The organism is Anaerostipes hominis (ex Lee et al. 2021) (assembly GCF_002270485.1).
GTDB lineage: Bacteria > Bacillota > Clostridia > Lachnospirales > Lachnospiraceae > Anaerostipes > Anaerostipes hominis.
The window spans coordinates 1-14,532 of the sequence record NZ_NQOG01000034.1 but is presented as its reverse complement, the minus strand read 5'-3'; the positions used below and the strand labels follow the sequence as shown (position 1 = coordinate 14,532).

Genomic DNA, 14,532 nt, shown 5'->3' with positions numbered 1-14,532 from the left:
AAAATAATTACTGATCTTAGAAATAGGGATACCCTGCGGAATATGACGATGCTGAAAGGCACGTATTTCCGCAGGGTATCCCTATTTCTCTTTTAAATCGGAAAAATCGGCATTAGCCGATTCCTCCTTATCGGTTTTATTGCCATATCAAGGCTCATTCAATCGTGGTAATTTCGTGGTAAAATGAATGTTTTTTAGTTTTGAAATTGCTTATAGATATAGTGTTTATGCGGATAATTCAAAAACTCATATAAAATTATTCTAAATCATTTATATTTTTATAATTTACTACCAAATAGTAAATAATAATAAAATTCAAAGTGACATTCAGCGCCAGTACAAGCAGACACAGGACCTTCAGAATCCGGTTTTGGGGATAAGTAAATTGTACATTAAACAATACCATGGTAAAAAACCAGCTGAGACTGAAGATCAGGAAAATATTCTTTGTTCCGTCTTCCATGAACTCCAATGCTCTTACCAGTTTTTTCCTTATCCATGAGACAAAGAAAATACTGCCAGTAACTTTAATTTGGAATTTTTCATACACAAAAAGCGCATCTCATTTAGAGACGCGCTTTCCTAATATATTATTTTTATTCGTCTGCTTTTCCTTCAGATCCGAATAACTTGATCTTTGTGATCACCATGTCTTTGATCGCCTCTGTACCAGGAGCGAGTAATTTACGTGGGTCAAATCCTTTTCCTTCTCTGTCCTTGCCTGCTTCAATGTATCCGCGTGTAGCTTCGGCAAATGCAATCTGGCACTCCGTGTTTACGTTGATCTTTGCAACTCCGAGAGTAATTGCTTTTTTGATCATGTCATCAGGGATTCCTGTACCACCGTGCAGTACTAAAGGCATGTCTCCTGTCAGCTTCTGGATCGCATCCAATGTCTCGAAGCTTAAGCCTTCCCAGTTTTCAGGGTATTTTCCGTGGATGTTTCCGATTCCCGCTGCTAGCATCGTAACACCTAAGTCAGCGACCGCCTTGCACTCTTCAGGATCAGCACATTCACCTTTTCCGATAACTCCGTCTTCTTCTCCGCCGATAGAGCCTACTTCAGCTTCGATAGACATCCCCTTTCCTCTTGTTACCTGAACCAATTCCTTGGTTTTTTCAATATTCTCTTCGATCGGGTAGTGTGATCCGTCGAACATAACAGAAGAAAATCCTGCTTCGATACAAGCATTACATCCTTCATAAGAACCATGGTCTAAGTGAAGGGCAACCGGAACGGAAATATTTAATTCTTCCAACATTCCATTTACCATTCCAACCACTGTCTTATATCCTGTCATATATTTTCCTGCACCTTCAGAAACACCTAAGATCACCGGAGATCTTGTCTCTTCTGCTGCCAATAAGATTGCCTTTGTCCACTCCAGATTGTTGATGTTAAACTGTCCTACAGCGTAGTGTCCGGCTTTTGCCTTATTTAACATCTCTTTTGCTGATACTAACATGATAAATCCTCCATAATTCTTTAATGAATTGTTATTTTTTTCACATCAAACTTATTATATCCTATTTGACCAAGTTGCGCAAGTCACAGGGTCCCCAAAAAAGCCGGGGCTTACAGGCAAAACGTACTGCATTTGTTCCAGCTGTTCCATCTCTTATATCCGTATGAGCAGCATATACAGCACTGTTCCCCCGGCAATGCTGACCAGGGTGTTCCTTTTCCAAAGATGCAGGAGAATGACTGCCGCTCCTGCCGACAGACTCCACAGCTTTTGAAGGGCAGGCTGGATCGTCAGTTCCTTGAAACAATATACCACAAGAGCCGCAATGATGGCCGCAGGCAGTACCTTTCCCAGATATCCGATCATTTTAGGCATACCCTTCTTTCCTCCAAATAATACAAACGGAAGTACTCTCGTAAAAAGTGTCACAAATGCTACTATTGCCATAATAGAAATCGTCTTCATCATTCCTTCAATTCCCCCTTTTGCTCCTCTCTTATAAAACCAAGGCACATGACTGTCGCAAGAACAAGCAGCGATGGCAGTAAAAACCGGTCCGGTCCCAGCAGAATCAAAAAGAATACTGAAACGGCCAGCCCTGCTGCCGCTGCCCCGTGCTTTTTGGAATTTTTCCACTGGTCCAGAAAAATCACCAAAAACAGTGCTGTCATAGAGAATTCGATGCCCTTAAAATCAAACGGAAGCAGCCCTCCGGCCAGCACCCCAATCAGGGAACCAGCTGCCCAATAAGTCTGATCCAGCGCTGAGATCCAGAACATGATCCTGGGTTCCGCCTCTGCTTTTTCGTCCGGAATGGAGCAGAGGACCGAATACGTCTCATCTGTCAGAGAGAATACCATATAAGGATAATATCTGCCCATTTTCCGGAAACGTTCCACGAATGAGAGACCATAAAACATATGTCTGCCATTGATAAACAGCGTTGTCAGCGCCACAAGGCCCAGGGGCGCTCCGGCTGCAAGAAAAGACACTAATACAAACTGCATAGATCCGGCATAAATAAACAGGCTTGCAGCCAGTGTCCAGAACGGCCCGTATCCTGTCTTTGCCATGAGGATGCCGAAAGCAATGCCCAAAAATATATATCCGAAGAATACCGGTATGGATTTTTTGACTGCATATCTGAAATATTCTTTCGTGTTTTTCACTGTTGCTACCCCTCCAGGCATTAAATAATCCTTTCCAGGAGGGCCACAGATGCCATGGCATCCTCCGCATAGTAGTCGGCTCCGATATTTTTTGCAATATCTTCCGTGAGCACTGCTCCTCCCACCCAGATCGGACAGGTACAGTCTTCCTCCCTGAGTCTTTGAATGGTTTTTTCCATAGATACGACCGTAGTTGTCATCAGTGCGCTCAGACCGATGGCTTTCGGCTGATACTTGTTCCATGCCTCCGCCACTTTTTCAATCTTCACATCTTTGCCCAGATCGATAACACGGTATCCGTAGCTTTCCAGAACGACTTTGACAATGTTTTTCCCGATATCGTGGATATCTCCTTCTACGGTAGCCATAAGGACCGGTCCTTTTTCTTCATTTGCGCCGGCGCTGAAGCACTTCTTTACAACCTCAAAGGCTTTCTTTGTCGTCTCTGCCGACTGGATCAGTTGAGGAAGAAAGATCTTTCCGGTCTCATAATCCTTTCCAACTACATTCAGTGCAGGAATGATCACTTCATTGATCAGTTCCAGCGGTTCTTTCTTTTCCAGTTCTTTTCTCGTCTTTGCCTCCACTTCCTCCTTCAGTCCGTGGATGATAATGTCATGGAGCGGGAATTCCGTCTGAACCGCTGTCTTCGTCTCTGCCGTATTTGACTGATTCCTGATGTAGCTTTCACTGTCGATATCTTTATAAAACAATACATGGAACGCATCGATGGTGCCCATCAGCTCCCTGTCCAGCGGATTGATGATCGGCAGATCCAGTCCGGCCTGCATGGCAAGTGCGAGAAATGTCCGGTTTAAGAGCGGACGGTTCGGAAGGCCGAAGGAGACGTTGGAGACGCCCAAAACAGTATGGACTCCCAGCTTCTTTACCATCTCGATGGCTTTTAACGTTTCCTTTACTTCCTTTTGCTGTGCAGAAGCCGTCAGGGTCAGGCAGTCGATGATGATCTCTTCTTTCCCGATGCCGTATTCAGCCGCCTTCGCAATGATTTTTTGTGCTATCTCAAACCGCTCTTCTGCTTTCAGAGGAATCCCCTCATCTAAAGTCAGACCGATTACAACGCCCCCGTACTTTTTCACAATAGGAAAAACAGCTTCCATGACTTCATCTTTTCCGTTGACAGAATTGATCAGCGGTTTCCCGTTGTAATACCGGCATGCCAGCTCAATGGCCCGGGCATTGGAACTGTCGATCTGAAGCGGAAGGGTGATCACTTCCTGGAGAAGTTTTACCACATGTTTCATCGTCTCCGGTTCGTCGATGCCCGGCAGGCCCACATTTACATCCAGCACATCGGCTCCCGCCTCATCCTGTTTGATCGCCTCCGATACGAGTTCATCATACCGTTCTTCTTTCAGGGCCAGCTTCAATTTTTTCTTTCCCGTCGGATTCAGCCGTTCCCCGCAGACAATGACCCGGTCTCCGAATGTGACGGTTTTTGTCTGACTGGATACTCTTGTCTTCTTTTCAATCTTTCTCGGAGCCGCTTTTTTCGGAGCTGCGGCTTTTAACTTCCTGATAAATTCGGGAGTCGTCCCACAGCATCCTCCCGCAGCGGAAATTCCGTCCTGTAAATATCCCTGCATCAGCCGGGCATATTCATCGCCGGTCACATGATAATGAGTCTCTCCATGTTCCAGACACGGAAGACCTGCGTTGGGCTGGATCATCACAGGCACAGAAGATACACTTAAAATTTCTTCAATGATCGGCCCGAGTTCTGCCGGTCCTAAAGAACAGTTGACACCCAGCATATCCGCTCCCAGCCCCTGCACCGTATTTACAAAGGTGACCGGATCATTTCCGGACAGCGTCCGCCTGTTCTGCTCAAAGGTCATAGTCACAAAGACCGGCAGGGACGTATGCTCTTTCACCGCCAGAATACCTGCCTTCACCTCATACAGATCGCTCATCGTCTCAAAAAGGACTGCATCCACATCGTCCTTCACCGTTTCCACCTGCGAAAGAACAATGTCATAGGCCTCATCAAACGTAAGGGTACCCATGGGTTCCAGAAGCTGTCCGATGGGACCGATGTCGAGTACGATATAGGCATCATGCTCACGTCCTGCATTTTTTCTTGCCTCATTTGCATTGGAAACCGCGGCACGCAGCATATCCCGGTATCCGTACTTTGACTCCTGCATTTTCAGTTCATTGCATCCGAACGTATTGGTCGTGATAAAGTCCGCTCCGGCCTCAAGATATTTTTCATGGATGGAAATGATCAGCTCCGGCCTGTCAATATTTAATTCTTCTGGGATATCTCCGGCACGGAGCCCTGCCTCCTGAAGCTGGGTCCCCATGGCTCCGTCAAATATGAGTAAGTCTTTTCCGATTCTGTCTAGTAACATCTCTGGCCTCTCTTTCTAAATACACAGTCTTCTCTCATCACACACTGTCCGCACTGTTTCTTCCTCTCAGGCGTGCCGATACCTATGAGACCCAGCATGGATTTCTGGGGAATCATCAGATGATCGGGCGTAAGCGTGACCCCAAGAGTTTTCCCGACATCGAGCACTCTTGCGATCTCCCGGTTGAGGGACAGCGGAATATCACCATAGCCCGGACAGAGGCGGTATGATCTGTTTGGATACCCCAGCCCTTCTTCATACTCGTCGCAGTAAGCTTCCAGATAAGCGCTTCCCACCGCATCCATAACAGCCGCTTTTGTCATGTTGCTCTTTTCGTAGTATTTTACCTTCCGCTCCAGGGTGACTCCAAGAGTTGCTCCGATAAAAAGGCAGTGGCTGCACTGCAAAAAAGCCTCCCGGATCTGATCCCCGGGAAGAGACAGTCCCAATTCTTTTATCTGCGGCAGAGCTCCGAACAGTTCAAACCTGCGGGAAACAGCCTTGGGCTGGGAAACCTGTTTCACCTCCCGGATACATTCATCCAGCAGGCTTTCCATCTCATCCGTGATCTGCTGCCCCGTATGCCCTAAGTATTTCAGTGCATTTTCTTTAATCATGATTCAGCTCTTTTAACACCGTCGGAATATTTCCGAAGATCCTCTGCGCGATTTCGGGCTTATTCATCGTGTAAATGTGAATCCCGTCCACCCCGTTCGTGATCAGATCGATGATCTGGTGGGCTGCATAGTTGATCCCGATCTCCTTCATCGCTTCAGGATAATTGTAATAAGTCTCAATCATTGTGGAAAGCTGGAACGGAATGGAGCAGCCGCACAGTTTGGCCGTGCGCAAAAGAGATTTTGCATTCGTCACCGGCATGATCCCTGCAAGGATCGGAACAGTGATTCCTATTTTTCTCGCTTCTTTCACCAGCCGGTAATAATAGCTGTTGTCAAAGAAAATCTGGGTAATCAGGTATTCTGCTCCTGCATCCACCTTTTTTTTCAGTGCCTCCAGATCATCCCGGAAACAGTCCGCTTCCTGATGGACCTCCGGATAACATGCCCCGGAAAGGCAGAAAGATTCCCCGAAATTCTCCCTGATAAATCCGTTCAGTTCGCTGGCATAGTGAAACTCCAGATCCATTCCCCGGTATTTTTCTTCTTCTCCCACAGGATAGTCTCCCCTCAGTGACAGGATATTATCGACATTGTGCTCCTTTAATGCCCTGCATTCCGTGAGAATATCTTCTTTTGTGGATGTGATGCAGCTTAGGTGGGCTACGGACTCGATCTGATACTTATTTTTAATGACCGATGCGATCTCCACGGTCTTTCCCTTGGAAGACCCACCGGCTCCGTATGTAACACTGATAAAATCCGGGTCAAGTTTTGCCAGTTCCTCAATGGTATAATAGATGGAAGAAATATCCCCTTCTTTGCTCTTGGGCGGGAATACTTCAAATGAAATGGTAGCCTTTTCTTTTAGTAATTCTGATATCTTCATCTGCTTCTCCTTTATTCCTGTAATACATTAAAGCAATTTTATCATGTTCGATTTTCTCTGTCTATACAGAAAAAGCGATGCCTGCAGGGCTTTATAAAGCCTGAGCAGACATCGTTTTCTGCAGATTTTTCTATTTTTGAACTGCCTTAAAAGCTTCACTCAAATCTTCAAGGATATCGTCTATATTCTCCGTTCCGATGGAAAGGCGGATAGTATTGGGCTTTAATCCCTGTTCTTTCAATTCTTCCTCATTCAGCTGTGAGTGGGTTGTGGACGCCGGATGGATCACCAGGGATTTCACATCGGCCACATTGGCCAGCAGGGAAAAGATCTCCAGATTGTCGATAAACTCTTTCGCCGTCCTGTCATCCCCCTTGATCTCAAATGTAAAGATTGAACCTCCTCCGTTTGGAAAATATTTTTCATATAATCTCTTTTGTTCTCTGTCCTGTGTGACAGATGGGTGATGCACTGCTTCTACCTGGGGATGCCTGCTCAAAAATTCCACTGTTTTCAGCGCGTTTTCCACATGCCGCTCCACCCTCAAAGACAAGGTCTCCAATCCCTGGAGAAACAAAAATGCATGAAACGGAGACAGTGCTGCCCCCATATCTCTAAGCAGAATAGCACGGATCTTTGTGACAAATGCGGCTCTGCCCGCTGCTTTCGTAAAGCTGATGCCGTGATAGCTTGAATTTGGTTCTGTTAGGGAAGGGAATTTCCCGGATGCCTCCCAGTCAAAATTACCGCTGTCTACAATGACTCCTCCGATGGCAGTCCCATGTCCTCCGATGAACTTGGTTGCCGAATGTATAACGATGTCAGCTCCGTACTCGATAGGCCGGATCAGATAAGGAGTCCCGAATGTATTGTCAATCACAAGTGGGATCCGATGTCTGTGTGCAATCTCTGCCATCTTCTCAATATCCGCCACATCTGAATGGGGATTGCCCAATGTTTCAATAAAGACTGCCTTTGTATTTTCTTTGACGGCGGCTTCCACGGCTCCGTCCTTAAAAATGTCCACAAAGGTTGTTTCCACTCCGAATTCCGGCAGCGTGTGGGCCAAAAGATTATAGCTTCCGCCATAAATATTTTTTGCCGCAACAATATGATCTCCATTTTGTGCAAGGTTCTGGATAGTATATGTAATAGCTGCTGCGCCGGATGCGGTAGCAAGTGCCGCCGTTCCTCCTTCCAGGGCTGCTACACGCTGTTCAAATACATCCTGGGTTGGATTGGTCAGTCTGCCGTAAATGTTTCCCGCATCACTCAGGTTAAACCGGGCCGCCGCATGTTCGCTGTTGTGGAACACATAAGAGGACGTCTGGTAAATGGGAACCGCCCTGGCATCAGTGGCCGGATCAGCCTTCTCCTGCCCAACATGCAGCTGCAGTGTTTCAAATTTTAAATTTCTTTCCTCTCTGGATTTCTTCTGATACATGGTTTTGTCTCCTTTTCCTATATGATTGCTATGAATTGTTTTGTTGTATTATAAAAAGCATTTCATATAAAGTCAATAGGAAATTGGAATTTTATTTATTTAATATCTGCTTTATGAAACATTTTGAAAATTCGGGATATTTATTTAGTATAAACAAGGAGATATGAGTACTACGCAACTTTAACTCTAGCTCCTGGTTCTTTAGCTATACCTTCTGTATAATTATATGTTCCTCTTAATCTGACATCCGAATGCTTCTTTGTAATAGTTTCTTGTACATCATCGCCTTCCTGAAAACTATAAGAAGCTTTTTTGGCACTATTTAAATCAATCTCTGCATTTTGATTGCTGGGTACTGCTGTCAACTTCACCATTTCATACTCGCTTAACTGCTCCCCATTATTGTAAGTCTCTATTCTTTCAGGTCTTTTGGGAATAAAAGAATACTCAACTCTATTGTCTTCATACTCCGTAATTTGAATGTCTGCAAATTGACTAAGATCTTTCAGTTTATCAGAAATCACTTTTTGTATTGAATTTACTTCACTTGAAAACCTATCATTCTCAATTCTTTCAACTGAGGCTATTTATGACGTCTCAATATTATCTTTAATTAAGCAATTATCATTGCCATATACAATTGTTGGGAATAACATTCCAACACTTAACATCACTACACACCAACACTTTTTCCTCAATCTCATAATTCCTCCTTTCGGGACAACAGTTTTCTTCTTACAATGAATAATAAAAAAACATATGTTACAGCAATTAACCTTGCAGAACGAAACGGTTTATCTAAAACACGCCCAACCTGAAATCCATAATTCACCAACATATCTCTTACAAATTCGTTTAATACAGTTGTTAAAATTGGAATTTCTACAATAAACATTTCAATCACCATTTGCTTTTTTGAAACGGGTTTTAATATCTCCAAATATAACAAAATCCCAAACATTAACCCTAATATAAGATACATAACCGGTTTAGAAATCATTGCAATTGTAATATATTGTAGTTTCCTTTCTATTAAGAATCCATCTGCAATAAATGAATATAATCTACCAAATGCATAACAAAATATAATAAATACGAAACTCCAACATATATGATTCCCTAAGCTTTTTCTATCCATATTTATCCTCCTCCTAATATATCTGAATATTATCATCTATATATGTAGTTGTAAATATATTTTCTATTTAATCTAAATTTTATATCTAATTTTTGATTATCCGCATAAATACTATACTTTCAAGCATTTTGAAGTATAGCAAAACACCTATTTTACCACGAATTTACCACGATTGAACGAGTCTTGATATGACACTAAAATTATACAGGAGATAGCACAAAATATCTGTGTATCTCCCATTTTTCATTCATGTAAGATTACTTCACTCTGATTTCAAATTTCAAGATTGCTTTCATCATTTCTGTATGAATTTGACCTTTTAATTCTTCGTCAACCTGCATAATGATTTTACCACTTTCAGCGTGGTAAAATGGACGCAAGCACAATTTACAGATATATGCGTCATAGAATTTCAGAATTTCCTTTATAGCGATTTCATTTCCAGAGGACGCTTTGCATATTACTTCTAGTGTGGGATAGCCATATTTTTTTCTCATTGTTTTAATGCCTTTCTTTCAATAGTGTTTTAAGTTTCTTCAATCCGTTATTTCTTCTGTAATAAACAGCAGAATGTGATGCATGATATAGCCCTGCAATTTCTCGGTCGCTCATGCCTTGAAAATAGCGTAATAAAATTACATCACGCTGTTTCTTTGATAACTGATGTAAAGCAACAGCTAGTTTCTCATCTGATATTCGGATTGTATAATTCAAGACTTTAAAAGAAGTATAATCACATGAATAGTTATCCGTTGTTCCACACTCAAGATGTTTTATATCTGATAATTCACAGAATAAAACTTCACGCTGAGAACGTCTTGCAAACTTCCTATTCCTACTTTTTACTGTGCATTTAATAACAGTCATCATCAAAGCATTAAACTGTATTCTAACGATATGCTCAAAAGAAGATGTGTCCATAGTTTCACCCCCCTTTTTCCGCATAATCTGAAATATATAAACGGAAATGCCGTCTATACCTTTGGAAAACACAGAAAAGAGAGTAAAAAAGCCCGCACAAAATATGAATTTTGTACGAGCTACTGTTATAGCGTATTTAATTACAGATAGTATGCTTTTAAATCTGGATTGAATTGTGCTTAAAGCGTTTCATACAGCAAGCCCCCTTACAGCACTTGATTTGTATTAAATCTTTGTCTTTTTTGTAATCTTGTAAATATATTCTTCTAGTGTAGGAGCGATTGTTAAAACATCGTTTAAATTTTCACATTATCACACCAATCATTTGTTTATTACAAGATATTAAAAAACAGCCAGACCTATGCCTGACCGTTTTAGGTTTTGGAAACATCTATGATGATTATTCTCCAATAATTTTATCAAACATGGAACTGTTGGAAGTAAAAAAGGAAATCCAATAAACAAAACATAATATTGATAAAATTTCCAATGGTGTATAAGTTATGGCGAAATCTACTATATTTAAAATACTACATAACTGTGCCATACTAAAACCAATAAATACTGCAATAATCAATACGATTGTTGTTGCTAAAACCTTTTTTGATTTAGCTGGTTTTCGTCTTATCATACTCCCTGCGGAAATAAGAGCCGATACAATAATAATTCCCTCGATTGCAAATGTTACCATAATGATTAACTCCTTTCAAATAATTTAAAACTATTATAATAATAATCTATTTATCTCTAAATGTAAAGTATTTCTTACTATAAGAAAGAAAAAATATCCATCATTTCTGATGAATAATTTGAAATAATTTACTCTATTTTTCTTAAAGTGATAACTGAAATAAGCTCTACAATTATAGAAGAATTAAAAATCCATTGTATTGTATTAGCATATTCAATATAGTGCAATGCATAAGTAGGATACGTGTTTCCGACAATTTTTGCAATAACATTAGTTATAATCATAAGCCAAATAAACGTAATAATGCTAGCTTTCCCAAAAATTTTCCAGCCTCTCTCGTCTCGGTTTTTCTTTTTTGAAAACATGATAATTAAAATAATAAATAATGGAAGTCCCAACCAAGCTCCTAGAATTAAAATAGTCTTACTAGATATGAAGTTATAAAAAATATCATACATACTAATTTCCCTCCTCAAAGTCAAACAAGTCTTCTATCGCAACATTAAAAACTTTAGCAATGCTATATGCCAGCAACATAGACGGGTTATATCTGTTACGTTCTAACTGTATAATTGTTTGACGTGATACTCCTACAAGGTCAGCAAGTTCTTGTTGGCTCATTCTCTTTGTAGCACGGAAAATATGAATCTTACTATCAAATTTGTATTTATCTTTTTTAGCCACTTGCACACCACCTTTATTGAAATATTCTATCGTCGATTATAACATATTTCTTACATTATGTGAAAGATTTTTATTATTTAAAGCGTGTAAATTCTTAATTAGAACTACACGCTTTAAGAGTTTAACCTACAATCTTCCAGTTACTATCCTTATGTAGCACAAGCTCAAACGAGCTAGCTGCGTTGTCTGATTTATTATAAATCAGATTTTATCCCTTTCTTCCTCTTGATTAACCACCACAGAAAAGAAAAAGCCCTGTCAAGAGCTTGCCACCATTGGTGGTGCTTTGCACTCTTGATCGGGCTTTTTGTTTGCTGTATCTTTTCACAAGAGGAAAAAGGCTACTCGTCCTCATCTTCAAAATGGTTATTCCTTAATACTTCCCGTAACAGTTCCATATCTTCTTTTGATTTCGGGTTTATCATTTTTACGACTTGATAAGGTGTTTTATATTTATGTCCCTCTGTGCTTTCCCCGAACATATCCATGCTGTATAAATCATCATAGCGGTCTAACAGTTTTTGGAATTTCAAATGCTGGATAACTTCTTTGATTGGATAAAGGTCGCCTGCCTTGATATTCTTTCCGTTGATGTAATCTGTAATATATTTACGTAGCTGTTCTAATTCATATTCCAGCCATTCTTCTTCGCTGTCAAAAAAGTTATCATAATGTCCATGTTTCAGTTCTGCATTTAAACGTTCTTCCGTTCTTAGAAACTGGCAGACTTCCTTTTCTGCTTGATTGACATATTTCCATTCCCCCGATAGCAATTCGTTCGGTGTTACGTCCAGCACTTCCATTATCTTTTCCAGCGTATCATAAGCAGGATAATTCAACCCTCTTTCAATCTTGGAAAGGCTCTGCATATTGATACCGATTTTGTCCGCAAGCTCCTGTTGTTTCATTACTCTGAATTTTCTTATGGTCTGTATATTATTTCCTAAATGGCTTATTTTCATCGCATAACCCTCCATATCTCGTTATATCTTCACTGTTATAAGTCTATCACGCTTAATATAGTTTGTAAAGGCAAAAAAATATATTGACAAATAAGCATATAAGAATTACTATGTTCTTGTAATTGAATAAGCACAATAGAATGAAATATAAGAATATTCAAAAAGTAGAACCTATCTGATTAAACCCGTAGATATGAATATCGGTTGAAATGGAGCTTGTTAGAAAAGGTAAAAATAGAATTGGCTGACAAAGCATTGTAGGACTGTTGGCGTGCGTCAGCAACAACGCCATGACGGCTTGCCGTCAAAGGGCGGAAATGCTTTGTCGGCTGGCGAGCCTGCGAGCCTTGTCTGTGCCCCCGTTCTCTAACAGGGGGGCACTATTACACAAAAGACAAGTCAAAAACCATACAACCCCAAAGCTGTAAGGAGTAATGAGGAGTTTTAAGAAGATAGTGCATATCACACCTTTTGAAAGTTGGTTTACAGGTATTTCAAGGCTATTGTGGGATTGGAGGAAAACAATGAACAACTTAGAATTTGCACTTGAAATGAAAAACAAGCGTCTTGCTAGCGGTCTTTCACAAGGAGAGCTGGCAGGTCTTACCCCTGTATCAAGATATAGTATCAATCGCTTTGAGAACGGAAAAGCCAACGCCAGCAAGGAAACACAGAATATTATACTGCGTTCTTTGAATTACTGTATCTGCGAAAAGCCATTTACTTTATGGATTGACTATCTCGCTGTCCGTTTCCCGACCACGGACGGACTGGCTATCATCAGAAAATTGCTGGGAATGAAAGCAAGATACTTTATCCATTTTGACTACGGGTATTATGGATATAAGGAACATTATGCCTATGGAGAAATCAAGGTCATGGTATCTGATGATAAACACATGGGCGTATTTGTGGAATTGAAAGGAACTGGCTCACGCAATATGGAGTACGTCTTACAGGCACAGCATAGGGACTGGTATTCATTCTTAAACCGCTGTCTTGATTTGGGCGGTATCATCAAGCGTATTGATTTAGCGGTCAATGATATGTGCGGTCTGCTGGATATTCCTGTCCTGTCTGAAAAATACCACAGGGGAAATACGGAATGTCGCTCAAAAAGTTTTGAAAGTGTCCATAGTGGCAGGCTGGGCGGAAAAAACCGCAATTTAGCAGATACACTCTATATCGGTTCAAAAACAGGAATGAAATATTTCTGCCTGTATGAAAAACAAAAGGAACAGGCAACGAAAAGGAAACATACGGATATTATCAACCGTTTTGAAATCCGTCTGCGTGATACAAAGGCGGTACAGGCAGTTGAGGAACTGTTATTGACCTATAACCCTCATGGGCTGGTGTTTTACCTCATTACTGATTTTGTGGACTTTCCCGACTATCCGTTGTGGGAGATATTCATTTCCCATGACAGTTTACCTTTTGAAATGAACCCTGTACCCGTCAATATGGAACGTACTCTGCTATGGCTGGAAAAACAGGTCATGCCGTCCATTGTGATGATAGAGGAAATCGACAGGCTGACAGGCTCAAACTACATGAAAATGATTGATGAAGTAACAAGCCTTACCGAAAAGCAGGAAATGATTGTGGAACAGATGTGTACGGATATAGCAGAGGTCATTGAAAGATAGTGTCAAGTGATGTATGAAAAAGCTGAGCATAAAAAATAGGCTCAGATGAACCTTGAAACCTGTAGATATTGATAACGTTAAGCTCTCCGAGGGCTTAGGGCGCTGCCCTAAGTACCCGCAAGGGACTTGTCCCTTGACCTAATATCAGGCTTTGCCCGAACCCATCCTCGCCGGAAGGCAGGAAAAGGGCGCAGTTGCCCCTTTTCTGCTAAACAGGATAATCCGAGAACCCTTATGTCAAGCAACTTTCGCGGCATATCCTTGTGCGGTGCACTGTGGTATTCCACGGTTTGCGTGACAACGGTTCCGCTCCTTTTAGGCTGTGGTCCGGTTTTGAAGATTCAGGATCGTCTGTTGACCAAGGAATATAAGAAGCTGCCACTTGCCGGGCATGTTTTCGGCTCCTTTTAGCAGTTCCACCTCATTTAGGACTTTATATCCTGTGTGTTTGTGAGGACGAAGGAAATTGTAGTAAGCAACCCATAGAGCAAGGTCATAGTTGGCGCCGTCGATGTTGTCAAAGCCGT

17 protein-coding genes and 1 pseudogene are annotated in these 14,532 nt (G+C 41.4%); 1 reads left to right on the top strand and 17 read right to left on the bottom strand.

Annotation, left to right across the window (positions count from 1 at the left end):
- Positions 1 to 256: 256 nt before the first annotated feature.
- From CI597_RS16820 to CI597_RS16745, 16 genes are all read right to left on the bottom strand, one after another.
- A complete protein-coding gene (locus CI597_RS16820; RefSeq protein WP_024728598.1) occupies positions 257 to 550 on the bottom strand; it encodes a hypothetical protein in 294 nt (97 codons plus the stop codon).
- A 46-nt stretch (positions 551 to 596) separates the two neighbouring features.
- On the bottom strand, positions 597 to 1,466 hold the full coding sequence (gene fba / locus CI597_RS16815) for a class II fructose-1,6-bisphosphate aldolase (protein WP_024728599.1): 870 nt from the start codon (positions 1,464 to 1,466) through the stop codon (positions 597 to 599).
- A 153-nt stretch (positions 1,467 to 1,619) separates the two neighbouring features.
- The gene (locus tag CI597_RS16810; protein ID WP_024728600.1) at positions 1,620 to 1,934 is read right to left on the bottom strand and encodes a branched-chain amino acid transporter permease; all 315 of its coding nucleotides are present in this window, start codon (positions 1,932 to 1,934) and stop codon (positions 1,620 to 1,622) included.
- Positions 1,931 to 2,635 carry an AzlC family ABC transporter permease gene (locus CI597_RS16805; RefSeq protein WP_235824666.1) on the bottom strand — a complete coding sequence of 235 codons (705 nt, stop codon included), beginning with the start codon at positions 2,633 to 2,635 and terminating at the stop codon, positions 1,931 to 1,933. Before CI597_RS16805 ends, CI597_RS16810 begins: the two co-directional genes overlap by 4 nt.
- 20 nt (positions 2,636 to 2,655) lie before the next feature.
- The gene (locus CI597_RS16800; protein ID WP_024728602.1) at positions 2,656 to 5,010 is read right to left on the bottom strand and encodes a homocysteine S-methyltransferase family protein; all 2,355 of its coding nucleotides are present in this window, start codon (positions 5,008 to 5,010) and stop codon (positions 2,656 to 2,658) included.
- The gene (locus CI597_RS16795) at positions 5,001 to 5,627 is read right to left on the bottom strand and encodes a vitamin B12 dependent-methionine synthase activation domain-containing protein (RefSeq protein WP_024728603.1); all 627 of its coding nucleotides are present in this window, start codon (positions 5,625 to 5,627) and stop codon (positions 5,001 to 5,003) included. The genes CI597_RS16800 and CI597_RS16795 overlap by 10 nt, the downstream gene beginning before the upstream one ends.
- Positions 5,620 to 6,516: a methylenetetrahydrofolate reductase [NAD(P)H] gene (metF, locus tag CI597_RS16790; RefSeq protein ID WP_024728604.1), complete on the bottom strand. Its 897-nt coding sequence runs from the start codon at positions 6,514 to 6,516 to the stop codon at positions 5,620 to 5,622. The genes CI597_RS16795 and metF overlap by 8 nt, the downstream gene beginning before the upstream one ends.
- A 130-nt stretch (positions 6,517 to 6,646) precedes the next feature.
- A complete protein-coding gene (locus CI597_RS16785; protein ID WP_024728605.1) occupies positions 6,647 to 7,960 on the bottom strand; it encodes an O-acetylhomoserine aminocarboxypropyltransferase/cysteine synthase family protein in 1,314 nt (437 codons plus the stop codon).
- Positions 7,961 to 8,130: 170 nt separating this feature from the next.
- Positions 8,131 to 8,484, bottom strand: a complete 354-nt coding sequence (locus tag CI597_RS16780; RefSeq protein ID WP_024728606.1) for a hypothetical protein — start codon at positions 8,482 to 8,484, stop codon at positions 8,131 to 8,133.
- A 176-nt stretch (positions 8,485 to 8,660) separates the two neighbouring features.
- A complete protein-coding gene (locus CI597_RS16775) occupies positions 8,661 to 9,098 on the bottom strand; it encodes a hypothetical protein (protein ID WP_024728607.1) in 438 nt (145 codons plus the stop codon).
- 257 nt (positions 9,099 to 9,355) lie between these two features.
- Positions 9,356 to 9,595 carry a helix-turn-helix domain-containing protein gene (locus tag CI597_RS16770; protein WP_024728608.1) on the bottom strand — a complete coding sequence of 80 codons (240 nt, stop codon included), beginning with the start codon at positions 9,593 to 9,595 and terminating at the stop codon, positions 9,356 to 9,358.
- Positions 9,596 to 9,599: 4 nt separating this feature from the next.
- Positions 9,600 to 10,019, bottom strand: coding sequence for a sigma factor-like helix-turn-helix DNA-binding protein (locus CI597_RS16765; RefSeq protein WP_024728609.1), 420 nt, complete (start codon positions 10,017 to 10,019; stop codon positions 9,600 to 9,602).
- A 400-nt stretch (positions 10,020 to 10,419) separates the two neighbouring features.
- Positions 10,420 to 10,710 carry a hypothetical protein gene (locus tag CI597_RS16760; protein ID WP_024728610.1) on the bottom strand — a complete coding sequence of 97 codons (291 nt, stop codon included), beginning with the start codon at positions 10,708 to 10,710 and terminating at the stop codon, positions 10,420 to 10,422.
- A gap of 128 nt (positions 10,711 to 10,838) precedes the next feature.
- A complete protein-coding gene (locus CI597_RS16755) occupies positions 10,839 to 11,168 on the bottom strand; it encodes a hypothetical protein (protein WP_034550178.1) in 330 nt (109 codons plus the stop codon).
- A 1-nt stretch (position 11,169) separates the two neighbouring features.
- Positions 11,170 to 11,394 (bottom strand): helix-turn-helix transcriptional regulator, encoded by a 225-nt coding sequence (locus CI597_RS16750; RefSeq protein ID WP_024728612.1) that lies wholly within the window; start codon positions 11,392 to 11,394, stop codon positions 11,170 to 11,172.
- A gap of 341 nt (positions 11,395 to 11,735) precedes the next feature.
- Positions 11,736 to 12,371: a helix-turn-helix domain-containing protein gene (locus tag CI597_RS16745; RefSeq protein WP_024728613.1), complete on the bottom strand. Its 636-nt coding sequence runs from the start codon at positions 12,369 to 12,371 to the stop codon at positions 11,736 to 11,738.
- A gap of 509 nt (positions 12,372 to 12,880) precedes the next feature.
- Here CI597_RS16745 and CI597_RS16740 point away from each other — a divergent pair.
- Positions 12,881 to 14,005, top strand: coding sequence for a replication initiation factor domain-containing protein (locus CI597_RS16740; protein ID WP_095143018.1), 1,125 nt, complete (start codon positions 12,881 to 12,883; stop codon positions 14,003 to 14,005).
- Positions 14,006 to 14,320: 315 nt separating this feature from the next.
- Here CI597_RS16740 and CI597_RS16730 read toward each other — a convergent pair.
- Positions 14,321 to 14,532 (bottom strand): annotated as a pseudogene (locus tag CI597_RS16730) (transposase); the annotation flags it as partial.